The sequence below is a fragment of the Bacteroides sp. 214 genome (assembly GCF_010501015.1).
Lineage (GTDB): Bacteria > Bacteroidota > Bacteroidia > Bacteroidales > Bacteroidaceae > Bacteroides.
This window is the reverse complement of record NZ_QVML01000005.1, coordinates 54,911-79,581: the sequence shown is the minus strand read 5'-3', so window position 1 is coordinate 79,581 and position 24,671 is coordinate 54,911. Positions and strand designations below refer to the sequence as shown.

Sequence of the window (24,671 nt, the reverse complement as noted above, 5' to 3'; positions counted from 1 at the left end):
TATATGGAAACAATCACTTTACTGCAACCATCCAAAATTGTCTTTGGTACTGGTTGCATGGATACTTTTTGTGCAGATTACCTCGCACTGGGGTTCAAAAAACTCTTTCTGCTTACAACCCCACCCGTATTAACGCTTATTCGTCCTGTAATCGACAAGTTTACGGCTGCTGGTGTAGATATCTCCATTTGCGATGCCATCACACAAGAACCTACCGTTACAAGTTTTAATGAACTGCTTGCTACCGCTCGCAGTTTTCAAGCCGACAGTGTGGTAGCTATCGGCGGCGGTAGTGTAATGGACACCGCCAAGCTGATTGCCGCCCTCATTGAAAGCGATCAGCAAGTGGAAGAACTCTTTGGTACCGGTTTGTTGAAGAGCCGTAAACGATGGATTGCCTGTCTGCCCACGACATCGGGTACAGGTAGCGAAGTATCGCCCAACTCTATTTTATTGGACGAGAAAGACAAACTTAAGAAAGGTATTGTAAGTCCGCACCTTGTTGTAGATGCCGTTTATGCCGACCCTGCGCTCACCTACTCTGTTCCTTCACGCGTTACCGCCGAAACAGGTATGGACGCACTTACACATTGCATTGAAGCATTTACAAATAAGTTTGCGCACCCCGTTATAGATATGTATGCTAAAAAAGGTATTGAGCTCATTGCCGCCAACCTGCGCACCGCCGTAAAAGATGGTACAAATGTAGCAGCACGCGAAGCCCTGATGCTCGGTAGTCTTTATGGTGGTATCTGCTTGGGACCTGTCAACACTGCTGCCGTACATGCATTATCTTATCCGTTGGGTGGAGAATTTCATATTTCGCATGGATTGGCAAATGCTATTTTGTTACCCTCGGTGATGAACTTTAATCAGTGTAGCAATACCGCCAAGTTTGCCGAGATAGCTTTATTGTGTGGCTGCGAACGTGGAAAGACAGATGAAGAAACGGCACGAAACGGGGTTAACTTCGTCACATTACTCTCCAAAGAATGTGGAATACCCACCAAATTATCCGAGATAGGAATCCCTAAAGAAGCTGTGCCTCACATGGTGGAAGCCGCCATGCAGGTTACCCGCCTACTCAAAAACAACCCACGGGAAATAACACTGAGTGATGCAGCTGCTTTATACTACGAACTCTTTTGATTTTTGCAAGATATGATGATAAAACCCATCCTCGCCATTACTATGGGCGACCCTGCCGGTATCGGCCCTGAAATTGTTGTTAAAGCCCTTAGCCAAGCGGAAGTGTACCAACAGTGCCGTCCACTCGTTACAGGAGATGCTATTCTGATAGCCGAGGTTATCCAAGCGTTGGGGTTGTCACTAAAGGTAAATGCCATTAAAGAAGTATCGCAGGCTACCTTTACCCCTGGCGTAGTAGATGTTTATGACCTAAACTGTATAGTGCCCGGCACATTAAATGTAGGCGAAGTGTCTGCTCAAGCGGGTAACGCTGCCTTCCTTGCTATTAAAACAGCGATTGAGCTCGCCATGAACAATGAAGTAGATGGTACGGTCACCGCACCTCTCAACAAGGAAGCACTCAATTTGGCAGGGCATCATTTTGATGGACACACGGAGATGTACGCCCACTTCACTCACACAAGCAAATATGCCATGTTACTTGCCGATGAGTTTCTGCGGGTAATTCATGTTTCTACGCACTGCTCACTTCGCGAAGCATGCGACCGTGTAAAGAAAGATAGAATCATAGATGTTACAGAGCTTATTGTAGATGCCTGTAAACAGTTCGGTATTGAACAACCACGTATAGGTATTGCAGGGCTGAACCCTCATTCGAGCGACAATGGACTCTTTGGCTGGGAGGAAGAGAAAGAAATTATCCCGGCGGTAGAAACACTGAAGGCCAAAGGCTACAACGTTACAGGCCCTGTTCCACCCGACACTCTCTTTGCAAAAGCTAAATGTGGACAATATGATGGTTGTGTGGCAATGTATCACGATCAGGGGCATATCCCATTCAAGGTAGTAGGTTTTAACTGGAATTCCGAAACAGGAAAGATGGATAGCGTAAAGGGAGTAAACATAACTCTGGGGCTGCCTATCATTCGGGTATCGGTAGATCATGGAACTGCGTTCGATGTGGCAGGTAAAGGTATTGCCAGCGCGGATGCCATGTTATTATCTATTGACTATGCTACTCGTATGGCTATTAATCGCCTGAAAGCCAAAATATGATTACCGTCATTGCCGATGATGTAACGGGAGCTGCCGAAATAGCAGGTATCGGGATGCGGTTCGGGTTGAAGGTGGGTATGACTACCTCGCTATTGTCTATCCCTCCGTGTGAGTTGTTGGTATGTGCCACAGACACTCGTTCCATGCCCATAGAGGAAGCCATATCTCATACTGTTGTTTTGGCAGAAAGACTCAAAAACCTTGGATGCCATGAATTGTTTAAGAAAACAGACTCCGCACTGCGAGGACACATCATTGCCGAGCTCAACGCTTTGATGCAAGTAATGAAGGTGGAGAAGGCTTTACTTATTCCACAAAACCCATCCAAAGGGAGGGTTATCCAAGATGGAGTATATTATATAAATGGCATACCCTTAGATAAAACACTGTTTGCTAATGACCCTGAACACCCTGCGCACAGTGCGATTGTAAAAGAAATATTGGGGAGGACTATTGAGAGCATCTCTATTCCTAATGCCGGTAGCCAAGAGGAGATTGAGCAACTGACTACTTGCATAAACAACAACACCATACCTGCCGGTGGTGCCGACTTTTTCTGCTCCTACCTTAAACACAAAGGATACAAAGAGCAAGGTTTCACTTGCTTTGGGGGGCTTGGCAATCGCTCCGCTCTTTTTATTTGTGGTAGTACCGCCAATAATTCATTGACAACCTCGCCCTATATCCAACGAAACAGTGTACCTACATGCCCCATGGACCCGGCAGTGTTCAATGGTGAGGATAGCAGAAAATGGATGGATGAGGTGATGCGAACCTACCAGGCAAGCCACTCGCTCGTTGTTACCATCAACCAACCTTCTAAAGGAGGCAAAGCGTTTGCCCTTCGATTAAAGGGTATTATGGCTACACTTACCTCTCTATTACTTGCCAAGCGTTTGCCACAAGAGCTGATTATTGAGGGAGGAGCTACCGCGTTTGCTATCTTTGAGGAGTTAGGTTGTCGCAACTTTACCATTACAGATGAAGTAGCACCGGGTGTTGTGCGCATGCAACCCCAAGAAATACCCACACTGCATATCACCATCAAACCCGGAAGTTACCCTTGGGGAGAGCATCTGTTACAGTAATGCATACGTATTAAGATTCATCGTAGCCGTAGCCTCTGCCCTACTTCGGGTACATAGTCTGCGTCTTTTTTGTTCATCTTATAGAGTTGTTTCATTTTCATACCATACATTTGCGAGATGGAGTGCATGGAGTCGCCATCCTTCACAATGTGCACAGTATGCTTTTTATTCGCCTTACTCTTCTTTTCTTTCAGGTAGATTATATCACCATCGGCGAGGGTGTATTCTTTATGCAGGTCGTTGTACTTCACAAGTTTCCGCCAACTGATACTAAATTCCTTGCCAAGGCTTTCGAACGTATCACCGTTCCGGGCTACTATATACGCTAAGTCGTTCGACAAGAATACCTGATGAGGATTAACTATTGCAGATGTAGCAGTGCTGTTACTTCTTCCACTCTTGTTATCTTTGCTCTTCTTACCTACCCGGTCGTATTTATAAAGTTCGTAGTCCTCTATAATGGTAATCAGCCGGCTGGCATACGAAGGGTCGGTAGCATAGCCTGCCTTCTTTAGTCCACGTGCCCACCCTTTATAATCGGTTATGGGCAACTTAAACAAGAAGGCATAGCGGGCACCATTAGCTAAAAACTTGGAATGGTCTTCGTAAGATTCCTTTGAATTTTTATAAGCCCGGAAGCACTCATTGCGTGCGTCGTCATCGTGGCGTACCGTCTTACCTCTCCAGCTACTACCGCACTTTATGCCAAAATGATTATTGCTCCTTGTTGCCAGTTTGCTTCTTCCGGCACCACTTTCGAGTAATCCCTGCGCCAAGGTTATACTGGCAGGAATTTTATATTTTATCATTTCTTCAACGGCAATTCCCTTGTAAGTATTTATATATTCCAGGTATTGTTTGTTTCTGCCCTGCGCATGAACCGACAGAGAGAGAGGAAATATCAATAGGAAGAGAAACAGCCTACGGTAATGTATACGGATTTGCATGGTTAATGGGTTTATTGTGCTTCGCAAAAGTCACAAAAAAGAATGAGAAATGAAAAGCTTTTAAGTATTATTGATGAATTAGAGCTATGAGCCTATGGCTGAGCGGTTGCGTGCCTATGGCTGAGCAACCGTGCGCCTATGGACGACGGGGCGTGAGACTATGGCTGACGGGGCATGAGACTATGGCTGACCGAAGTGGATTGAATTGCATGTAAAATATGCGCCCAATAAAAGGACGAACAGATTCAAAACAATTTCTTCTATGTCGGGAATAGTGATTATTAGCAAAAACAACTATATTTGCTAATAAAAACAGATATCTATGAAGGAAATAACCATTACAGCGCACATAAAAATTTATCAGTTTGATGAATTAAGTAAAGACGACCAAGAGTTAATGACTGCCGCCATGGAGGCAACCAAGAGAAGCTACTCTCCTTACTCGCAATTCGCTGTAGGCGCAGCTATCCGATTGAGGAATAGTGTTATTGTAAGTGGAAGCAACCAAGAGAATGCAGCCTATCCGTCGGGGTTATGTGCCGAGCGCACCACTCTTTTTTATGCCAATTCGCAATATCCTGATCAGCCGGTGGATGTGCTTGCCGTAGCTGCCTACAATAAAGGTTCTTTCTTGAAAGATCCTATTCCTCCTTGTGGCGCCTGCCGACAAGTAGTGCTCGAAACAGAAGCAAGATATAAAAACCCTATACGTATTTTATTATATGGCACAGATGGCATTTATGAAATGAAAGGTATAAGTGATTTGCTTCCGCTTTCATTTAATGCCTCATCAATGGAATAGTTTGCTAACAAAGAGATAAAGATGGTGTGTCAATTTCTTCGTATTGACACACCATTCTTGTATATTTACTTCACCTCTTCCAAATAGAGAACGCGGCTGGAATAATCGTTTAGCTTATGATAATCTACCGTATGGGTGTATGGAATCTCCAGACCATTACTCATTAAGTACTCGCCACTAAATATTTTTCCTTCGAACTTCAGCGGACTGTTGTCGATGCGGTTCAACTCACGAACGATGTATTGCTTCGCGGGCGACAGTCCGGCCATCTTCACGCGTGGTAAGTGTTGGTCGCAGAAGTGTTCCATCTTCCACCAATAGAATACCGCTTTTTCTTTTTCGGGCGATACGTACATCATGGATGCAACACCCAGTTTATCGTATGGCGATAATAGGCGATATATATCTCCTAATTGCACCACAGGACGTATTGTTTTGTATTCGGCAATAGCGTTTTTGCAGAGTATGATTTCTTCCTCCGTCATATTCTTGGGTTGTATTTCCATTCCCAAGCGCCCACTCATAGCCACATCGATACGATACTTCAACGGAATGGTGCGGAATGTTTGGTGATTGGGCGTGGCACTGATATGCGAAGCTGTAGCAATGGCAGGAAAGAAATACGATGTTCCCCACTGCATATAGACGCGCTGCAGAGCATCTGTATTGTCGCTCACCCAAAACTCGTCGAAATAAGGCAACACACCGTAGTTGGCACGTCCACCTCCACTGGCACAAGCCTGAATGGTAAGGTCAGGATATTTGGCACGGATGCGTTGGCATACTTTCTCAAATCCACGATGAAACTCTATAAAAAGATGGCTTTGTTTGTCTTTGGGCAAGTAGTTTGAACCATGGTTAGTTATGGACATATTGGCATCCCATTTGATGTAATCAATCTCCGGATTATCGGTCATCAGGTTGTCCACGATATCAAATATAAAGTCCTGCACTTCGGGATTGGCTAGGTCGAGCACCACCTGTGTGCCTCCACGTCCCAACACATGGTCGCGTTGAGGTGCTTTGAGTGCCCATTCGGGATGTTTCTCGAACAGCTCGCTGGTAGTGTTGGCCATTTCGGGTTCTATCCAGATTCCGAATTTGATGCCGTGCTTCTCAGCATCCTTTACCAACCCGGCTACCCCGTTTGGAAGTTTTCGCTTGTCTACGACCCAGTCACCCAAAGAAGAATTGTCTACATTACGCGGATATTTATCTCCAAACCACCCATCGTCCATCACGAATAATTCTCCACCCATGGAGGCAATGTCGTTCATCATTTGATTCATTCCTTCTTCGTTGATATCGAAGTAAACGCCTTCCCAGCTATTTAGCAGAATCTTGCGCAAGGTGTTTCCGTGTGCCAGTTTATAAGTGCGCCCCCACTTGTGGAAGTTGCGACTACCGCCGCTTAATCCTTCTTTGCTATAGGTCAATGCAAGTTCGGGGGTGCGGAACACTTCGCCTTTTGCCAAGCTGTATGATGAATTGTCTTCATTAATTCCTGCAAAGAAATGGTGGTAATCAGTATCGTCGGTATCGATACGCAGTTTGTAGTTGCCACTATAACACAGAGCTGCCCCAATTACGCTTCCAGTATTTTCCTGAGGTTTTCCATCGAGCGAGAACATTACTTCAGCATGTGCCGTGTGCGAGTTGCGTACTCCATCTTTGTTTTTGATAATCTTCATTCCCGGAGCTAATGGTTCTTGTGCCAATCGTCCTTCGTTTGCCCAACTACCGTACAGATGAGATAACCAAACATCTCCGCGACGTATGGGTAAATAGGCAGAAGCAAATTGCTCCAGCACAACAGGTTTCTTCTCCTGATGGCTGATTTCTGTCCACGTTTCGATAATGTCTACATCCTGGTATGCTTTATAGCAGATGTTTACATAAAAAGGATATACTTTGTCCTTCATTTCGATAATGGTAATGTTGGCATTGCCTTCTTTGTTGCTCTTCACACCGGTAACTGTCATTTGCAGTGTCATGTTTCCATCGGCATGTTTAACGGACAAAGCTCTTTCGCCAAATCCTCCTAAACCGTAAACCGGATAAGCAGAGCGGTTGTTGGGCTCAATCTGAGCGATGACCCGTACTTCTGCATCTGTTAGCTTATTACCGTAATACACATGAGTCAGGTCGCCTCCTATCGGAGCCGACAATACTAACGACGTGCCCGGAGTGGAAATACATATATCCTGAGCAAATAGATTAACAACAAGCAGGCAGATTGCCACAAATAAAAAGAGTCTTTTCATGGTTCGCTTCATTTATATATTTAATTATTTATACAATTGATGTAGCAAAACTATGGAAATTCGTAGAGATAGGGATTATTTCTATCTTGAAATTAACCCATAAGTAGGGATTGTCGCAGAATAAGATAAAATAGTATCTGTTCAATCGCGCAATCAACGTTTTTCTATACGTTAATTCGCTGTTATTTTCTCAGTGCTTTTCTGTTCAATTCTCAGTGCATTTTGACCCGTTTCTCAGTGCATTTTGATGTAGAAAGCAGTGAGAAAATAATAGGGTGCAGTGGATATATGTTTATGATTCAAAAAAATATGTTACCTTTGCCGCCATAACTCAATAACGATTCTTACGGACATGTAAAAAACAAACTCCTCTACACACCTTTTCTGATTTCTCCCTATGAAAATTTCATGCGGGCGGAACGAGTGTAAATTTTCGTTTGTTTCATCTTTATTTTATATGTCAGTATATCATGAGTATCGTTATATCCAACCTTTCTTATATCCACCCGGATCAGGAAATCTTATTTGAACACATTAACTTCTCTGTGCAGAACGGAGAAAAGAAAGCATTAATCGGCAACAATGGAAGCGGAAAATCTACCTTGTTACAAGTTATAGCCGGAAAGTTGCGACCATCGGAAGGAAGTGTACATGTTTCTTCGGAGGGATTATATTATGTGCCGCAACACTTTGGGCAATACGACGAGCTGACCATTGCTGAAGCCATGCAAGTAGACCAAAAGCTCAACGCCCTACATGCCATTCTCCAAGGAGAAGTAACCGAAGAACATTTTGCAGTTCTCAACGACGATTGGAACATTGAAGAAGAATCCATAGCCGCGCTATCTTATTGGGGATTGCAAGAATTTCCATTATCCCATCCGCTACACGCCATGAGTGGTGGAGAGAAAACAAAAGTATTCCTGGCGGGAATGAAAGTAAATGGCAAGTCGGTTATTTTATTGGATGAGCCAACCAACCACTTAGATTTTGTTTACCGCAATAAATTGTATGATTGGCTGAAGAACTGCAAATGTACGCTCCTTGTTGTAAGTCACGACCGCACCCTACTCGATCTGTTGCCTTCCACATTGGAACTCTCGCGAAGTGAGGTAAAGCTATACGGTGGCAATTACAGCTTCTATAAAGAGCAAAAAATAAAAGAGACCGAAGCCCTGTACGAGAAACTGGAAGAGCAGGAAAAGCAACTCCGGCTTGCCAAGAAAGCTGCACGCGAAGTAGCCGAAAAGCAGCAGAAACACAGTTCGCGTGGTGAGAAACAAAACATAAAGAAGGGCGTTCCACGCATACTCATGGGTAACTTAAAAAACAAATCGGAAAACAGCAGTGCTAAGCTCAAAGAGGTTCACGAAGAGAAAACAGCCGATATGGTTGCCAAAATAAAAGAGCTGCAACAGGTTATCCCTTCGTCGGCTGCACTGAAAACCAACTTTCATTCATCTGCTCTGCATAGCGGCAAGTTGTTGATAGAAGGAAGTGGTGTGTTGTTTGGTTTCGGCAAGCACTACCTTTGGGAAGAACCGCTCGATTTTCAGATACGAAGTGGCGAACGATGGGCAATAAGCGGAAAGAATGGTGGCGGAAAGACTACCCTATTGAAACTAATGACAGGAGAGCTAACCCCTACCGAAGGAACAGTTAAAACATGCGAGAACCTAAGTACCGTGTATTTAGACCAAGAGTATTCTCTAATCCAGAATCACCTTTCTGTATTGGAGCAGGCCATGACATACAAAACAGCCACCATGCAGGAACATGAGTTGAAGGTTATCTTGAATCGTTTTCTTTTTCCTGTAGCCACATGGAATAAGCCTTGTTCTAAACTTAGTGGAGGCGAAAAGATGCGTCTTTCTTTCTGTTGCCTCATGGCAGGCAATAACACGCCCGATATTTTTGTGCTGGACGAACCAACAAACAACCTCGATATTCAAAGCATTGAGATTATAACATCTACGATTAGAGAATATAAAGGAACGGTGCTTGTAGTAAGTCACGACACCTACTTCTTGCAAGAGATTGGAGTAGATAAAGAGATTGCTTTAGGGATAAACCACCTTATCTAAAGTCCCTGTAAGGTATGCTATCGTTATTCCGTAATTCGTTATCACTACCCCCTGCTCTTCTGCCTGTCGGATGCGCGAAAGCACATGTTTACGATTAAACATACAAGCACCACAATGGATAACCAAATCATAGTCCGACAAATCTGTGGGGAAATCCGCGCCACTCACCACATCTACCCGCAGAGCTTCGCCTATACGTTTGCGAAGCATGCGAGGTATTTTTTCTCTGCCTATATCCTCCGTAAGCGGCGCATGTGTACAGGCTTCGGCTATAAGCACACGAGAAGCAGGGGTTAATGTGGCAATTGCTTGAGCACCTGCCGCAAATACATGAATGTCGCCCTTATAATGTGCAAAGAGAATGGAAAAAGTAGTGAGTTTACTCTCTTTAGGAACAAGTGCGGTTACGGTAGCCAGCACTTGCGAGTCGGTTATAACGAGTGCCGGAGGGTTTTTGAGGGAACTTAACGCTTCTTCAACCTGCGTAGTATCGCAAGCTATAGGGATACAGCGTTTATCCAGTAATTCGCGAATGGTTTGCGCTTGTGGCAATATCAGCCGACCTTTAGGGGCCTGTGGGTCTTGTGGCATAACCAAAAGAACAACATCACCTGCCTTGGCCAATCCTCCGGTAATAGTTACGGATCGTTCTTCGTGCGTTAGTTCGGCAATAGTGGCAAGGAGTGTGTCGATGCCTTCACCCGTCAACGCATTAAGGAGAAGAGGTTGCCGGGTTGCCTCGCCAATGCGAGTGGCAAGGGTGAAAACATCAACGGCTTCGTCTGTGTTAAGTACGTTAATGTAAGGAATAGCTTTGCTTTTAAGAAGCTCTACCCATTTCAATTCTTCTTCAATGTTAGTATCGCGAAAAAGAAGAATGGCAAGATCTGTTCGCTCCAGTGCTTTTTTCGTTTTCTCTAAGCGTTGTGCACCCAGCTCTGTTGCATCATCAACTCCTGCTGTATCGGTAATAAGGCAAGGTCCCACACCGGGTATCTCTATGCTTTTGGTAACAGGATCGGTGGTTGTACCTGCTATATGAGACACTATGGAAACTTCTTGCCGGGTCAGCGCATTAATAAGCGAAGACTTTCCACTATTGGTTTTACCAAGAATAGTAATGTGTATGCGGGTTGATTGGGAAGCTTCTTTCATGGCGTCAGAATCTAAAATCACGTTCACCTTTTTCTATAGAGCGAACAAACTCAGTTGCTTTTTGCTTTACTTTCTCGTTTGGAATATATTTCAACTCCGCCTCTATGAGCTTTTGTCCTTTAGCCTTCACTTCGGGCGAAGCATAATCCTGCAGATACTCTTCGAGGGTGATAAGTGCGTTAGGGCCACAACAGTTGGCTATTTCTCCGGTTTTAACCAATGTCATAAAGCGATCTCCGGTACGCCCTTGACGATAACAAGCTGTGCAGAAGCTTGGTATATATCCTTTATCGAGCAACCAACCAACTACCTCATCGAGTGCGCGGTGATCGCTTACAGAAAATTGTGCTGTTTCTGCTTGTGGTGCATCCACCTGATAACCTCCTACTGTAGTATGTGAGCCACCACTAATCTGCGAGATGCCCAGCTTCAACACTGCTTCGCGCGATTGTTGCGACTCCCGCGTTGAAACAATCATTCCTGTATATGGCACGCTTAAACGAATAACAGCCACGAGTTTATGAAAGATTTCATCGGGCACAGCATTCGTAAAATCGCTTACATCTACATCATCGGCAGGGCAGATGCGTGGTACACTGATGGTATGCGGTCCTACCCCACAGGCAGCCTCAAGATGTTCGGCATGCATAAGCAACCCGATAAAGTCGTACAGGTAATTGCTTAAGCCGAAAAGCACACCCAGTCCCACGTCGTCGATACCAGCTTCCATAGCTCTGTCCATAGCCTCTGTATGGTAGGCATAATTGGATTTAGGACCGGTAGGATGCAGCTGTTCATAGTGTTCTTTGTGATACGTTTCCTGAAAAAGGATATAGGTTCCAATACCCGCATTCTTCAGTTTGCGATAATTTTCTACTGTGGTAGCAGCGATATTCACATTAACACGACGAATAGCACCATTGCGGTGTTTAATATCATAAATGGTTTTAATACTCTCCAATATGTATTCGATAGGTGTGTTAGGATGTTCGCCCGATTCCAACGCCAAACGTTTGTGCCCCATATCCTGCAAGGCGATAACTTCTTGGCGTATCTCCTCTTGCGTCAATTTCTTACGCGGCATTTGTTTATTCTTTGCGTGATAAGGACAATAAATACATCCATTCACACAGTAATTAGAAAGGTAAAGTGGAGCAAACATGACGATGCGTTTACCATAAAGCCGCTCTTTGAGTTGGCGCGCCAGTTCAAAAACACGCTCATTTATATCAGGGAGTTCACACTCCAACAGTGTAGCGGCTTCGCGGTGCAAAAGTCCTTTACCTTCGGTAGCTTTTTGCAGAATCGCTTCGAGCAACTGGCGGTTGCTTTTATTAGAACGAGCATACTCCATGCTTTCGAGAATCTCGGCATGATCAATGAACTCTTCTGCTTTGGGGGATTTTATATTATACATGATAAAACGTATTATGGTAATCACCACGAGAATTAGAGAGGTGATAACCAATGGATGTTATTTGTTGTTTAAGTTCTTCAAATTCTTGTTCTACGGCAAAAAACATTGCTTTTTTATTGTCATAGATGGCATACTTGGCACGGTACTCTTGGGGGGTAAGATTGGGCATCACTACATTAGCTCCCGCCAATATACCTCGCTGATATCCATGTTGATTGAGTGTTGCCAATGCAGTAGTAGATGGCATCAGTGCATCGGGAAGCAAAAGCCGTATGATGGAGATAACCATAAGCGTAAGGTCGATACTTCCTGCCGGTTCGTTGGCAAAAGGCGTATCGTGCTGCGGGATAAAAGGACCTATTCCTACCATTTGTGGACGCAGTTTCTTAATAAACAAAATATCTTCCACTATGTTCTCCACTGTTTGTCCCGGACTACCAATCATCATACCCGCACCGGTTTGATAACCGATAGCTTTCAGTTCGTGCAAACAGTTTATGCGGTTATCGAAAGACATATCTTCGGGATGCAACTGCTGGTAGTGTTCGCGCGTAGCTGTTTCATGACGCAACAAGTAGCGGTCGGCTCCGGCAGCAAAGAATTTTTGATAGGATTCGCGCGACTTTTCACCCAAAGAGAAGGTTACAGCATGATTGGGGAATTCTTTCTTAATGCGCAACAACACATCTTCGAGAAAGTTGTCTGTTAGTCGTGGATCTTCACCACCCTGCAAAACAAACGTCTTTAGTCCCAATCTATCTCCTTGCCGACAACATTCCAGTATTTCATCCGCAGTGAGCCGGTAACGTTCTACCTGTTTGTTTTCTCTACGAATTCCACAGTAGTAACAATTATTGCGACAATAATTGGTCAACTCAATAAGTCCACGGGCATAAACCGTCTTTCCAAATCGAGCATCGGTAGCTTCGCGCGCCACCTTATTTATATATATAAGTAAATCTTCGTCGAGTGAAGTGAGTAGCAAAGTGATATCTTCTCTGCTCAAACATCGCTTAGATTTTAAGTTATCTATTAGTTTTCTCATATACACAACACACTTTTGTGTCATAAAGATAGTCGTTTATGGCTTTATTCACAAAAAGTTCACCAAAAGTAGTGATTATTTCATTTGTTTATTCTATCTTCACAAACAAAATGTAATAAGACTAATTACCTTTATCTCTGAAACAATGAATGAAAAAGCGATTCATGCCACTTCGGTGGTAAACAAAACCGCAAGGCAGTTTACGCGTGTACTCGAAATTATTGAAAAGTACAACCACGATCAAAAGCGCCTTATTACGATTCTTCAAGAAGTACAGGAAGAATATCGTTACCTCCCCCAACAAGTATTGACCTACATCGCTACAGCTTTGAACATGCCTACGGCAGAAGTTTTCGGTGTTGCTACCTTTTACGCACACTTCTCGCTCGAAGCAAAAGGAAAGTATGTTATTAAAGTCTGCGATGGTACTGCCTGCCATGTAAAGGGTTCAACCAAGCTCATCGACACGCTTTACAGCAAGCTGAAATTAACCAAAGAAAAGCATACCACAGATGACATGCTCTTTACTTTGGAAGCTGTAAGCTGTCTTGGCGCCTGTGGATTGGCACCTGTCATGGTAGTGAACGAACAGGTATATGGTGAAGTTAACAGTAAAAAGTGCGAAGAAATTATCAATGAAATCATTGCCCGGGAAGGACAGTAACGATGTTCCAACCTTATTCTTAAGTGGTAAAAACGTAATAAAGAAATGGACAATATCAATCTTAAACAAGTTCAGGCAGACTATAACCAAGCTGCCGCACATGTTAAAAAGCGTATCATTATATGCGCCGGAACCGGATGTATAGCCAATGGCTCGCTCAAAGTGTACGAAGCTTTTGAGAAAGCATTGGAAGTAACCGGACTTAAACAGTTTGTGGATCTCGAAGCCAATTATCACGATGATGACCATGTAATCCAACTTACCGGTAGCGGATGCCAAGGTTTCTGCGGACAAGGGCCATTGGTCAATATCCTTCCCGACGAAATTATGTACACCAAGGTGCGCCCAGAAAATGTAATGCGTATATTGGAGGAAACTGTTCTGAAAGATAAAATCATTGAAGAACTGCTGTATGTAAACCCTGCTGACGGACAACGAAGTCGCGGACAAACCGAGATACCTTTCTATAAAAGACAAACCCGCTTGGTGCTGGGCGAATGTTCGCACCTCGACCCGGGCAGCATACGCGAGTACATCGCTCATGGCGGATACTTCGCAGCCGAAAAAGCCTTTACACAAATGACTCCCGAAGAGGTTTGCCAGACAATACTGGAATCGGGATTGCGTGGACGTGGCGGTGGCGGATTCCCTACCGGAAAGAAATGGCAATTTACTCTGCAGGAAGCAGGACCAAAGAAATATGTCATCTGTAACGGCGACGAAGGCGACCCTGGTGCATTTATGGATCGCAGCCTTATGGAAGGCAACCCACACCGTATACTCGAAGGAATGATGATTGCCGCTCGCGCTATCGGATCCGACGAAGGACACGTATATGTGCGCTTAGAATATCCATTGGCTATTCAACGTATGACTAAAGCTATTAATGATGCTATGGAGGCGGGAACGTTGGGTAACAACGTATTTGGTAGCGGTCACAACATGCATATTCATATCATGGAAGGCGCAGGTGCCTTTGTGTGTGGAGAAGAAACTGCACTCATTGCCTCTATTGAAGGAAAACGAGGAATGCCCAAACCCAAACCTCCTTTCCCTGCACAGAAAGGGCTGTTTGGCAAACCTACCGTTATTAACAATGTAGAAACACTTGCCGCTGTTCCATTGATTATCAAGAATGGAGCTTCGTGGTTCAACGCATACGGTACTGAAAAATCGAAAGGAACAAAGACTTTCGCCTTGACAGGACATGTAGCCAACACAGGTTTGATTGAGGTACCTTTTGGCACCACATTGCATGAAATTGTATATAATATAGGTGGAGGCGTTACAGACAACGATGGAGATATTACCAATGAAGGATTCAAAGCAGTACAAATTGGTGGACCATCCGGTGGTTGCCTTACCGAAGAGCACTTAAATATTGAGATCGATTACGATAACCTGATAAAGAACGGTGCCATGGTTGGCTCGGGCGGTATGGTAGTGATGAATAAACAATCGTGCATGATTCAAATAGCCCGTTTCTTTATGAACTTTACCCAGAACGAAAGTTGCGGAAAGTGTGTTCCTTGTCGTGAAGGTACCAAGCAAATGCTTTCCATGCTCGATGAAATTATTGATGGAACAGCCACCGAAAAAACCTTTAACTTGCTGCAAGATGTAGCACAGGTAGTGAAGAAGGCTTCGCTTTGTGGGCTGGGAAAAACCGCGCCAAGTCCGGTTATCTCCACCATTAGCCGCTTCCGCGACGAGTATATCGACCATATCGTAAACAAGAAGTGCGCCACTAACAACTGCAAAGCCCTTTCTGATGTATTTATCGATGCCGAGAAGTGCACCGGTTGTACAGCTTGCTCGCGCAAGTGCCCCGTGGGAGCTATCAGTGGAGAGAAAAAACAGCCGCATGTAATAGATTCCACCGTATGTACCAAATGCGGTGTTTGTGCTACTACATGTAAATTCGATGCGGTAATTGGTTTTTAAGCTAACAGTCTAAATCATGGAAAATAAAGGATATATCAATATAGATGGATTAAGCGTCCCCATCGAAAACGAAAGAAACATTCTTGAAGTAATCAGGAAAGCTAATATAGAGTTGCCCACTTTTTGCTATCACTCACATCTGAGTACATACGGCGCTTGCCGTTTGTGCGTGTGCGACGTAGAAGGAATGGGCATACAAGCAACCTGTACCATTACTCCACGCGATGGCATGGTGGTAAGGACAAATACCGAAGAGGTACGCCAAATACGAAAGATAAACTTAGAGTTACTACTTGCCAATCACGATGTGAGTTGCCCCAGTTGCGTACGTTCCAATAACTGTAAACTACAGTATCTTACACGTCGCTTAGGTGTGCAAGAAGTACGTTTTAAGAAAACCAACAAACGCGAACCGATTGACAACAAGTCGAGAAGTATTGTTCACGACCCCAACAAATGTATTCTTTGCGGAGACTGCGTACGGGTATGTAAAGAGATACAATCGGTAGGTGCAATTGACTTTGTGAATCGCGGTTCTAAAACCTGTGTGGCACCTGCCTACCAAAAGAGCTTGGCAGATGTAGAGTGTGTTTATTGCGGACAATGCGTATCGGTGTGCCCTGTTGGCGCACTTGTTCCCCGACAAGAAACGGAAGAGGTATGGGAAGCCATTCACGACCCCAACAAATATGTGGTAGCACAAATGGCACCTGCTGTGCGTGTAGCCTTAGGAGAGAGTGAGGCAACCGGTTCGGATGATGCTTCTTCCATAAATACAGGACAAATAGTAGCAGCACTGCGTCGTTTAGGATTCGACCAAGTATATGATACCTCGTTTACAGCCGACCTTACTGTGCTGGAAGAATCAACTGAATTTATTGCCCGCAAACTGAAAGGTGAAAAGTTACCGTTATTTACCTCTTGTTGCCCCAGTTGGGTGAAATTCGCTGAGCAATATTATCCCGAACTACTGAACAACCTTTCTACGTGCAAATCGCCACAGCAAATGTTTGGTAGCGTTGCCCGCGAAATACTCCCTACCCTGCTCAACATCAAACCCGAGCAACTCGTTATCGTTTCTATCATGCCATGTACCGCCAAGAAATTCGAAGCAAAGCGCAGTGAATTTTTCAAAGATGGCGTGCCCGAAGTTGATCACGTATTAACTACCGAAGGGCTGGGCAGAATGATACACGAAACCGGTCTTCAGCTAAAGAAACTGCAACCCGAATCCTTTGATATGCCACTTGGCTTCAAAACCGGTGCAGGGGTAATCTTTGGTAATACAGGTGGTGTTAGTGAAGCAGTATTGCGCTATGCATACGAAAAGCTGACAGGAGAAAAATTGAAGAACTTTGATTTCAAGCAAGTACGTGGTAAAGAAGGCATCCGCACAGTAGAGCTCACGTTGGGTGATATCCACCTGAAATTAGGTGTAGCGCATGGACTTGCCAATGCACGCAAATTGTGTGAAATGGCAAAGAAAGGCGAATCGGATTATGATTTAATTGAGGTTATGTCGTGCCCGGGTGGTTGTATCGCCGGAGGTGGACAGCCGGTAAACTTCACCCCCGATTACCGCGAGAAACGTGCACAGATGCTTTATAACGAAGACAAAGCGCTTCAGTTACATAAGTCGCAAGACAATCCGTACGTTATCGAACTATACGAAAAGTTCCTTGGCGAACCGGGTGGACACAAAGCGCACGAACTGTTGCACACGCACTATCATGGACGCAAACGTATTGAAAAAGAGATTATCTCTATTCGCAATACCGAGCATCCTAAAATTATCGTTGCTGTGTGCACAGGCACCAACTGCTTTACACGCGGTTCGCAAGAGCTGCTCAAGCGCCTGCTTAAGCATGTGGTAGAGAATAAGTTGGAAGATATTGTAGGCTTTGAAGGACAGGAAGAAATGGTTGACCTACGTGCCACCTTCTGTTTTGAGCGTTGCGACCGAGGCCCTGTGGTTCGTGTAAACGACAAGCAAATTGAGCACGCTACATACGAAGTCGTAATAGATGAACTTTATAAAGAGATTAATCGTATAGGAAAGCTTATCAATACAAATAGTTGATAGCTATTACAGAGAGAGGGTAAGAGAGAAGAGCCTGCGCATGAGAATGTGCAGGCTCTTTGTATTAATTCTGCCATAGTCTGACCAGTCACGAGCCATAAGCTGACGAACCATCTGCCTATGGCTGACGGGGTCATGAGCCTATGGCTGACGGGGCATGAGCCATAGGCGGACAATCAATGAAACTATGGCTGACAACACACACTTTTAAGCAATCTCTTTTTTGACTGGTTTTTGCTTCACTTCTGACTGGTTTCCGACCTGTTTCTCAGTGTTTTCTTACCACAAAAACAGTCAGAAAATTGCTTGTGAAGACCCTGTGAAGGATAAAACAAGGGGTCTTCACACGTAACTTACTCACCATCATAAACTTACAGCGATATGTGAAGGTGAAGACCTATTTGGTAAAAGTACATTTGGAAGGTATATTTACCATTGCTTAATTACTCTTTTTATTTTTCCGTCCTCGAATATTAGTAAAACTCTATCAAGCGAAACTGTATCCGATTGGAAGTCTATGTATTCGACAAGTTTGTGATCTTTGAGTTCCGCTTCAATTTGTAGTTTAGTTAAATCAGTCTTATTAATAAATTCAATTAGTAGATCTAGGTCATTTTCAGTATCAGTGTATCCATCTTTTAGATACGTCAATGTTACCCCTTGATCAATAATCGAATGTACCGAGAATATAGTTACTGTTATCAAAATAGTCAAACATACCCAAAACGCTATTTTCCACTTATTCATGTCCTATTTGTTTTTATGTTTTTCAACAAATTCAATCATTTCTCAACTTCTTCACGAATAATAATTTTTTGAGAGATTAAAACTATTCTCAGATTTCCTTCCCAGAAATCAGTATTCAAGATGTTTTTTCGTATCATTTCTTCCGTTTCAAATGTGTTAGTATTGTTCCAAGATTCAAGAAATGTACCTAATTTTCCCTCGATTTTATCTTTTACTTTTTCGCAATCCTTTTCTACAAAAACGCTCGGAAACTCATACTTATAATTAACAAAATAATCAATTGAGATTTTGCCATTTGTCAAATCACGCAATTTTATCTCATAAACTTGATTTGCATCCAAAAATGATTCTTTTACATTCTTTCCTGCTAAATCGAATGCTGAAACTGAAAGAAAGTCGGTTTCCAAATTGTTTTCTTTTGCGTAAATAAGCCCCTCAACACAATTCTCCAAATTTCCACCCGATAGTTTGTGTGCAACCAACATTGCTACCGAAACGGGAATGTTTTTCTCTTGAAACTTTGCAACCGACTTTAAGAACGATTTATCAGCAACTTTACATCTATACAATTTCAAAGCCTCCCTATATGATAATTTTACTTTATTTGTTTTTGCAATTAGCATAATTACAAAAACAGGTAGATTTATCAACAAAACAATAAATACAACAAAGATTCCAATTAAAATAAATGTTTCCATTTGCATAAAGTTATATATTCACTTTTCATACTTGCATTTCTACATCCGCCTTGTTTCCCCACTATAGCATCGACCACGCATTGCCACTAATTCATATATATACGCAATCATTATCCGAAACACGTATCCCACAAAGATAGCACTTCCTCACAACAAATCGAAGTAAATCCTTTTTCTTCCCAAAAGAATACAGCAACCACACAACGCTTTCAAGACAAAGAAGAAGAAAAGCTATGATGCTCGTTATGAACTATCATGGATAAGCAATAAAGGAATAAAGGTTCACATGTATTACAGTGAAAAGTTTCGTGGTCATGGAGAAATACGATTAGTTATCTACAATTAGCCTCTCACAAAAAGAGCTTTTGAAAAACATCCAAAAGCTCTTTTTATAACAACTATAAGTTTTACGAGACTAAACGCCTAGCGACTTAAGTACTGCCTGAATCTTTACATCGGCAGCAGCATTGGCTACGTCATAGTTTTCGCGACAGCAAAGTTCACCTTTCACCTCTACATAGAACTTAATCTTCGGTTCGGTTCCCGACGGACGAACAGATACTTTCGTTTCGTCTTCGGTGAAGTATTGTAGCACGTTCGATGTATCGGGCATATCCAAGTCAGTTACCTTTCCTGCGGCATCGGTTTGCTTCAGCGTTTGGTAATCCTTAGTGCACACTACTTTAGAGCCTGCAATTTCTTTAGGAGGATTGGCGCGGAAGTTGGTCATCATCTGTTTGATCTCATCTGCACCACTCTTGCCCGGTTTTACTACACTAATTCCTTTCTCTTTAGAGAAACCATACTCCACATAAATATCCTTCAGCAATTCGTAAAGTGACTTACCGTTATCTTTTGCCCATGCTGCAATTTCGGCAATAAGACAACAAGCAGAAACGGCATCTTTATCGCGTACAAAGTCGGCAGCAAGGAAGCCATAGCTCTCTTCGCCACCACCGATATACTTCTTCTTACCTTCGAGGATACGGATTTCGCGTGCTATCCATTTGAAGCCGGTGTAGCAATCAAGCATTTCTACGTTGTTCTTATCTGCTATTTTCTTAATTAATTCAGTAGTAACAATAGTCTTTACACAGAACTCATTACCCTTGATTTTGCCTAATGCCTTGTATTGTGTAAGGATGTAATAAAGATACATCATACAGGTTTGATTACCGTTGATAAGTACCCACTCGCCTTTTTCGTTTTTGCAGGCAATACCTACACGGTCGGCGTCGGGGTCGCTTGCCATTACCAATTCTGCATCGGTAGCTTTGGCCTTTTCAATTGCCATAGATAGTGCAGCAGGTTCCTCGGGATTAGGCGATTTTACTGTTGGGAAATCTCCGCTAATTACATCCTGTTCGGGCACGTTGATAATGTTGGTAAAACCCCACATCTTTAGTGCTCTCGGCACAAGCGTAATACCTGTTCCATGAATAGGCGTATAAACAATCTTCATATCGTGCTGACGCTTAATTGCTTCCGGATTGAGTGAAACTGTTTTTACAGCATTCAAGAATAACTCATCCACCTTTTCGCCTATAACTTCGATTAATGCCGGGCTACCTTCAAACTTGATATCCGAAGCATTGGCTATTTTATTCACCTCATCGATGATACCCGTATCATGTGGTGCCAATACTTGCGCGCCATCATCCCAATAAGCTTTATAGCCATTGTATTCCTTTGGATTGTGCGATGCGGTAAGGATAATACCACTTTGACATTTGAGCTCGCGTATAGCGAAAGATATTTCGGGTGTGGGACGAAGTGCTTCAAAAAGATATACTTTAATGCCGTTTGCCGAGAAAATATTCGCGGATATCTCAGCAAATTTACGGCTATTGTTACGGCAGTCGTGACCAATTACCACAGAGATTTGTGGTAAGTCTTTGAAATTAGCATTGAGGTAGTTCGATAATCCTTGTGTAGCTGCACCAACGGTATAAATATTCATCCGGTTGCTTCCTACACCCATAATACCGCGTAGTCCACCTGTTCCAAATTCCAAGTCTTTATAGAAAGACTCTATCAACTCGGTTTTATCCTCACTCTCAAGCATTTTTTTGATTGCTGCTTGAGTTTCGGCATCGTATGCCGGTGTAAGCCATTTGTTGGCCTTTTCAGTTACCTGCTTTATTAGTTCCTGATTTTCCATATTCGTTTTATTTTAGGTATTTATACTTATTCGGTAGGCATTTTATATCTGTCTCCGGTTTGTTTCACATATTCTTCGAGAAACTCTTTCGGGTATCCCGGACGAATAACCGTTGCCGCCTGTCCGATAGAGTTACGTTCAAACTGTCCGTTCTTTACACGCTTTACTACACCATCATTGTACTTTACCACAAGAAACTCGCCCAACTTTTTCCATGTACTAATGGTATTGTTGGCTGTCATGCCGGTATAGTCGGTAAGGAATTTCACTGCCTCTTCCGGATTCTTGGCATATAGTTTGGCTGCCATCTCTTCTATTGAAGGTTGCATGAACGTGAAGTTATCTTCCAGTTCCTTCTGGGTGGCTTTAAGATCATCAATCATCAGGTTATAGCGTGGATAAACCATATTGGATACCCAGTTGTAAATCCAGAAACCATTATCCCATGAGAGGGTGATATAGTCGGCTCCATTGGCAGCATAGCTATCCGGAACTTTAGTAGTACAGCAATACACAGGAGTGAACACACCCATATTGGCATCATCCAATGTAAACCAAAGTACACCACCTATAGCATCGGGCATATTAGACCTCATCTGAGAGACAAATACGAAACCCGATTGTTGTGTAGAGATGGGACGCTCGTTAAAGTACGATTCGTCATTAACCTTGAAGCTTAATGGAGAGAGGCGATATGGCATTTTGTATGGACCTGCGCCAAAATCATTGGTTATATCCAACGCTGTTCCTTCATAATGGTCGCGCATACAATCGCGCACATCTGCTACAGAGAGTTTTTTGTTGGCTTTGAGGTAAAGTGGCATCGGTTCGTCAGTTTCACCTAATATATAAGGTAAGAACTCATTGCCCCGATCGGTCACCATATTAAAGAAACTCCACACACGTGCTTCGCAATACCTACGTGCACCAAAATCGAGTGGAGCATACGCTTTGGCAAAACTAAAATCTTTGTTCACACCACTAAAATAACCTTTTTCGCGTGCAAAAGAGATAACGTCGGGTGAGCAAAGACAATTATTCTTATCGTCCATATTAAAGGTATGGATACGTGCCTGATTGGCATGTGCCGAAACGCAATCGTCGGGAATGCGAACTGCTACCCAAACCGCTCCACGTATACCGGGTCCTTTACCAATCATCTCCATGATCCATATCTCATTAGGGTCGGCAATGGTAAAAGATTCTCCACTACTGTAATAGCCATATTGTTGCACAAGATCGGTCATTGTTTTAATAGCTTCGCGAGCTGTACGCGAACGTTGCAAAGCTATATAGATAAGACTACCGTAATCCATAATACCCAAAGTATCTACCAATTCTTCACGTCCACCAAAGGTCGTTTCCGCAATAGTCAACTGATATTCATTGATATTTCCAACTACATTATAGGTTTGGCGCGCTTGCTCTATTTGCCCAAGATATTTATTAGTATCCCATTCGTACACATCTAACATCGTCCCTTTGGGGTATGTTGCAGCGGGATAGTGGTAAAGTTCACCAAACAATCCGTAAGAGTCTGCCGAATAAGAAACGATTGTAGAGCCATCGGTTGACGCACCTTTGCCCACAATAAGATTTGTACAAGCGAAAGTATTCGCCAAAGCTGCAAATATCACAGCCACAGATAAAACAATTTTCTTCATCTTCATTAACTGGTTATAGTATTATATTTAAAATCAACTACCAATAAAACGTATGGCGCACAGTCGATTCGTTACCGCAATTGTCTGTCGCTACCATTACCACTTCATGGTTTTTACCTTTCTCCCAACGCTTGGAATCGAGTTTACACACAAAAGTATTATTCATTATATACCACTCAAAGATGGCAAATTTTCCATCAATTGTTCCGCGATACGACTGTATACCTGTCTCCTTTTCTTTGACTTTGTAAACAACCTTGCCCGATTTCCCCCATGTTTTCTCTCCAACAGGCAATATTTCAGGGGCAATCGTATCAACAGCTACTGTGTATGTTCCTAAATTAGAGATACGCCCTTTCATAAAGCCATCTTCATACTTACCACCTACACTCGATAATTTACCGGTTTTAGACATTCGTGCAATGTAATATTTGCCCATATCTGCCACCGGACGACGCAGTAGTCCTATTTGAATATCTGCATAACGACACAGCGGCACATGTTCATCACTTAATTGATAAACGAATGCAACGGTAGTTGTATCCTTCCACACAGCATAGTTAAGTACCACATCGTCATAGAGTTGTCCTCGTCTGACAATCAGGTCTAAACCCGGTTCTTTAAGGAAGTTTACTTTGTCCCATGCAAAATAAGACTTTTTTTTCATATTTACAGTTTTTATTACCTGCTTTTTGCCTTTTACAGTAAAATTATAGCGGGAGGTATTACCGTAAACATCCTTTAGCGTGTAATTAAAGTGATAGTCGCGCTCTTCGTCAATGGTTATTAATCCACGATTATTATTCTTGGCATGCAACATACGCAGTGTGTTTCCCGGCTCAATAAAAGACTTCATATATTGCCCATATGTCCATGAATTTATCATGTGGTTTTCCTCAGAAGAGAAGCGATCTACTATACTCGTAAATATTTCCTCTCCATCTACCTGCAGTTGAACCGTATGCACTCCGTAGCGATTATTTACCCCATTCATATAATCGTAGGCTTTGATTCCAACACCTATTACCCCCCATGCTTCCACTCTCTTTTTATCTCCGGTAAAGAAAGCAAACGGTTTATCCGAACCGTTTACCACTCCTCTTCCCAGCTGTGGAAATATCATGAAACCCGAAGCTACAGGTGCTTTTGTATCTATTATCTGTTTTTTGAAAAACGGAAGCGGATCAATATAGTCTTTGCTGTCTGTCTCAATCATATCCAGATGCAAATGTGGTCCAAAGGAGTAGCCCATATTACCACCGTAGCCTATCAACTGCCCTGCCTTAACACGATACTCGTCTTTGCCGGGAATGATTTCTACTTGCCAACTCTCTTTTTCGTATTGCAAAGCTTTTACTCGCCGGGCAATATCACCAACGTACGCTTCATTGTGTCGAAGTATAGTTGTATAACCATTGTCGTATGCTACTTCAAGCACATATCCCGAGCCATTTGTAACACGGATAGCCGAAATATAACCATCTGCCATAGCATATACCGGTTTACCGGATACACCTTGACTTTTGAAATCTAATCCGCCATGAAAATGATTGGATCGTATCTCACCGAAATTTCCACTAAGATAGAGCGGAAAGTCAAAAGGAGCAACAAAATGAATGGATGGTTGTTCTTGAGCAATGGCTTGAAATGAGAGAAGAAAGAAAAAGAACAACGTCGTATATAGAGACTTAATCATGGTATTATGT

At 43.1% G+C, this 24,671-nt stretch carries 18 protein-coding genes; 8 read left to right on the top strand and 10 right to left on the bottom strand.

Features of this window, described 5'->3' with window-relative positions; all coding sequences use genetic code 11:
• Positions 1 to 3: 3 nt before the first annotated feature.
• From D0T50_RS05825 to D0T50_RS05815, 3 genes are read left to right on the top strand one after another with little or no spacing between them, the layout of a single operon-like run.
• Positions 4 to 1,149 (top strand): iron-containing alcohol dehydrogenase, encoded by a 1,146-nt coding sequence (locus D0T50_RS05825; protein WP_163222576.1) that lies wholly within the window; start codon positions 4 to 6, stop codon positions 1,147 to 1,149.
• A 12-nt stretch (positions 1,150 to 1,161) separates the two neighbouring features.
• Positions 1,162 to 2,205: a 4-hydroxythreonine-4-phosphate dehydrogenase PdxA gene (gene pdxA, locus D0T50_RS05820; protein WP_203558193.1), complete on the top strand. Its 1,044-nt coding sequence runs from the start codon at positions 1,162 to 1,164 to the stop codon at positions 2,203 to 2,205.
• A complete protein-coding gene (locus tag D0T50_RS05815) occupies positions 2,202 to 3,293 on the top strand; it encodes a four-carbon acid sugar kinase family protein (RefSeq protein WP_163222575.1) in 1,092 nt (363 codons plus the stop codon). Before pdxA ends, D0T50_RS05815 begins: the two co-directional genes overlap by 4 nt.
• Before the next feature lie 17 nt (positions 3,294 to 3,310).
• Here the strand turns inward: D0T50_RS05815 and D0T50_RS05810 are convergent, their stop codons facing one another.
• Positions 3,311 to 4,240, bottom strand: a complete 930-nt coding sequence (locus D0T50_RS05810) for a glucosaminidase domain-containing protein (RefSeq protein WP_163222574.1) — start codon at positions 4,238 to 4,240, stop codon at positions 3,311 to 3,313.
• A 322-nt stretch (positions 4,241 to 4,562) separates the two neighbouring features.
• On the opposite strand from D0T50_RS05810, the gene D0T50_RS05805 reads away from it, so the two are divergent.
• Positions 4,563 to 5,042, top strand: coding sequence for a cytidine deaminase (locus D0T50_RS05805; protein WP_163222573.1), 480 nt, complete (start codon positions 4,563 to 4,565; stop codon positions 5,040 to 5,042).
• A gap of 65 nt (positions 5,043 to 5,107) precedes the next feature.
• Here the strand turns inward: D0T50_RS05805 and D0T50_RS05800 are convergent, their stop codons facing one another.
• Entirely contained in the window at positions 5,108 to 7,306 is a 2,199-nt protein-coding gene (locus D0T50_RS05800) for an alpha-galactosidase (RefSeq protein WP_239058219.1), read from the bottom strand.
• A gap of 470 nt (positions 7,307 to 7,776) precedes the next feature.
• Here D0T50_RS05800 and abc-f point away from each other — a divergent pair, with 470 nt between their 5' ends.
• Positions 7,777 to 9,390 (top strand): ribosomal protection-like ABC-F family protein, encoded by a 1,614-nt coding sequence (gene abc-f, locus D0T50_RS05795; RefSeq protein ID WP_163222571.1) that lies wholly within the window; start codon positions 7,777 to 7,779, stop codon positions 9,388 to 9,390.
• Here abc-f and hydF read toward each other — a convergent pair.
• The 3 genes from hydF to hydE are packed head-to-tail and all read right to left on the bottom strand — an operon-like array spanning position 9,367 to position 13,007.
• Entirely contained in the window at positions 9,367 to 10,545 is a 1,179-nt protein-coding gene (gene hydF / locus D0T50_RS05790) for a [FeFe] hydrogenase H-cluster maturation GTPase HydF (RefSeq protein ID WP_163222570.1), read from the bottom strand. The two genes, abc-f and hydF, sit on opposite strands and share 24 nt — an antisense overlap.
• A gap of 4 nt (positions 10,546 to 10,549) precedes the next feature.
• The gene (gene hydG / locus D0T50_RS05785; RefSeq protein ID WP_163222569.1) at positions 10,550 to 11,962 is read right to left on the bottom strand and encodes a [FeFe] hydrogenase H-cluster radical SAM maturase HydG; all 1,413 of its coding nucleotides are present in this window, start codon (positions 11,960 to 11,962) and stop codon (positions 10,550 to 10,552) included.
• Positions 11,955 to 13,007 carry a [FeFe] hydrogenase H-cluster radical SAM maturase HydE gene (gene hydE, locus D0T50_RS05780; protein WP_163222568.1) on the bottom strand — a complete coding sequence of 351 codons (1,053 nt, stop codon included), beginning with the start codon at positions 13,005 to 13,007 and terminating at the stop codon, positions 11,955 to 11,957. Before hydE ends, hydG begins: the two co-directional genes overlap by 8 nt.
• Positions 13,008 to 13,152: 145 nt before the next feature.
• On the opposite strand from hydE, the gene D0T50_RS05775 reads away from it, so the two are divergent.
• The 3 genes from D0T50_RS05775 to D0T50_RS05765 are packed head-to-tail and all read left to right on the top strand — an operon-like array spanning position 13,153 to position 17,695.
• Positions 13,153 to 13,671 (top strand): NAD(P)H-dependent oxidoreductase subunit E, encoded by a 519-nt coding sequence (locus D0T50_RS05775; RefSeq protein ID WP_163222567.1) that lies wholly within the window; start codon positions 13,153 to 13,155, stop codon positions 13,669 to 13,671.
• A gap of 45 nt (positions 13,672 to 13,716) precedes the next feature.
• Complete coding sequence (locus D0T50_RS05770; RefSeq protein WP_163222566.1) at positions 13,717 to 15,615, top strand: NADH-ubiquinone oxidoreductase-F iron-sulfur binding region domain-containing protein; 1,899 nt, start codon at positions 13,717 to 13,719, stop codon at positions 15,613 to 15,615.
• A 16-nt stretch (positions 15,616 to 15,631) separates the two neighbouring features.
• Positions 15,632 to 17,695, top strand: a complete 2,064-nt coding sequence (locus D0T50_RS05765; protein WP_163222565.1) for an NADH-dependent [FeFe] hydrogenase, group A6 — start codon at positions 15,632 to 15,634, stop codon at positions 17,693 to 17,695.
• A 429-nt stretch (positions 17,696 to 18,124) separates the two neighbouring features.
• Here D0T50_RS05765 and D0T50_RS05760 read toward each other — a convergent pair whose 3' ends face one another.
• The 5 genes from D0T50_RS05760 to D0T50_RS05740 form a co-directional block, all read right to left on the bottom strand.
• Positions 18,125 to 18,442, bottom strand: a complete 318-nt coding sequence (locus tag D0T50_RS05760; RefSeq protein ID WP_163222564.1) for a hypothetical protein — start codon at positions 18,440 to 18,442, stop codon at positions 18,125 to 18,127.
• Positions 18,443 to 18,477: 35 nt separating this feature from the next.
• Positions 18,478 to 19,140, bottom strand: a complete 663-nt coding sequence (locus D0T50_RS05755) for a flotillin-like FloA family protein (protein ID WP_163222563.1) — start codon at positions 19,138 to 19,140, stop codon at positions 18,478 to 18,480.
• 415 nt (positions 19,141 to 19,555) lie between these two features.
• Positions 19,556 to 21,301, bottom strand: a complete 1,746-nt coding sequence (locus tag D0T50_RS05750) for a phospho-sugar mutase (RefSeq protein WP_163222562.1) — start codon at positions 21,299 to 21,301, stop codon at positions 19,556 to 19,558.
• Positions 21,302 to 21,327: 26 nt separating this feature from the next.
• Positions 21,328 to 22,965, bottom strand: a complete 1,638-nt coding sequence (locus tag D0T50_RS05745) for a C69 family dipeptidase (protein ID WP_203558192.1) — start codon at positions 22,963 to 22,965, stop codon at positions 21,328 to 21,330.
• A gap of 37 nt (positions 22,966 to 23,002) precedes the next feature.
• On the bottom strand, positions 23,003 to 24,661 hold the full coding sequence (locus D0T50_RS05740; protein WP_163222560.1) for a M23 family metallopeptidase: 1,659 nt from the start codon (positions 24,659 to 24,661) through the stop codon (positions 23,003 to 23,005).
• Positions 24,662 to 24,671: the final 10 nt, after the last annotated feature.

What these genes read in the sequence shown, in the direction of transcription:
- D0T50_RS05740 (WP_163222560.1), bottom strand. Translation starts at nt 24,661, where the DNA reads ATGATTAAGTCTCTATATACGACGTTGTTCTTTTTCTTTCTTCTCTCA.
- D0T50_RS05770 (WP_163222566.1), top strand. Translation starts at nt 13,717, where the DNA reads ATGGACAATATCAATCTTAAACAAGTTCAGGCAGACTATAACCAAGCT.
- hydF (WP_163222570.1), bottom strand. Translation starts at nt 10,545, where the DNA reads ATGAAAGAAGCTTCCCAATCAACCCGCATACACATTACTATTCTTGGT.
- D0T50_RS05800 (WP_239058219.1), bottom strand. Translation starts at nt 7,306, where the DNA reads ATGAAAAGACTCTTTTTATTTGTGGCAATCTGCCTGCTTGTTGTTAAT.
- D0T50_RS05825 (WP_163222576.1), top strand. Translation starts at nt 4, where the DNA reads ATGGAAACAATCACTTTACTGCAACCATCCAAAATTGTCTTTGGTACT.
- hydG (WP_163222569.1), bottom strand. Translation starts at nt 11,962, where the DNA reads ATGTATAATATAAAATCCCCCAAAGCAGAAGAGTTCATTGATCATGCC.
- D0T50_RS05750 (WP_163222562.1), bottom strand. Translation starts at nt 21,301, where the DNA reads ATGGAAAATCAGGAACTAATAAAGCAGGTAACTGAAAAGGCCAACAAA.
- D0T50_RS05765 (WP_163222565.1), top strand. Translation starts at nt 15,632, where the DNA reads ATGGAAAATAAAGGATATATCAATATAGATGGATTAAGCGTCCCCATC.
- D0T50_RS05810 (WP_163222574.1), bottom strand. Translation starts at nt 4,240, where the DNA reads ATGCAAATCCGTATACATTACCGTAGGCTGTTTCTCTTCCTATTGATA.
- D0T50_RS05745 (WP_203558192.1), bottom strand. Translation starts at nt 22,965, where the DNA reads ATGAAGAAAATTGTTTTATCTGTGGCTGTGATATTTGCAGCTTTGGCG.
- D0T50_RS05805 (WP_163222573.1), top strand. Translation starts at nt 4,563, where the DNA reads ATGAAGGAAATAACCATTACAGCGCACATAAAAATTTATCAGTTTGAT.
- D0T50_RS05755 (WP_163222563.1), bottom strand. Translation starts at nt 19,140, where the DNA reads ATGGAAACATTTATTTTAATTGGAATCTTTGTTGTATTTATTGTTTTG.
- hydE (WP_163222568.1), bottom strand. Translation starts at nt 13,007, where the DNA reads ATGAGAAAACTAATAGATAACTTAAAATCTAAGCGATGTTTGAGCAGA.
- D0T50_RS05760 (WP_163222564.1), bottom strand. Translation starts at nt 18,442, where the DNA reads ATGAATAAGTGGAAAATAGCGTTTTGGGTATGTTTGACTATTTTGATA.
- pdxA (WP_203558193.1), top strand. Translation starts at nt 1,162, where the DNA reads ATGATGATAAAACCCATCCTCGCCATTACTATGGGCGACCCTGCCGGT.
- D0T50_RS05815 (WP_163222575.1), top strand. Translation starts at nt 2,202, where the DNA reads ATGATTACCGTCATTGCCGATGATGTAACGGGAGCTGCCGAAATAGCA.
- abc-f (WP_163222571.1), top strand. Translation starts at nt 7,777, where the DNA reads ATGAGTATCGTTATATCCAACCTTTCTTATATCCACCCGGATCAGGAA.
- D0T50_RS05775 (WP_163222567.1), top strand. Translation starts at nt 13,153, where the DNA reads ATGAATGAAAAAGCGATTCATGCCACTTCGGTGGTAAACAAAACCGCA.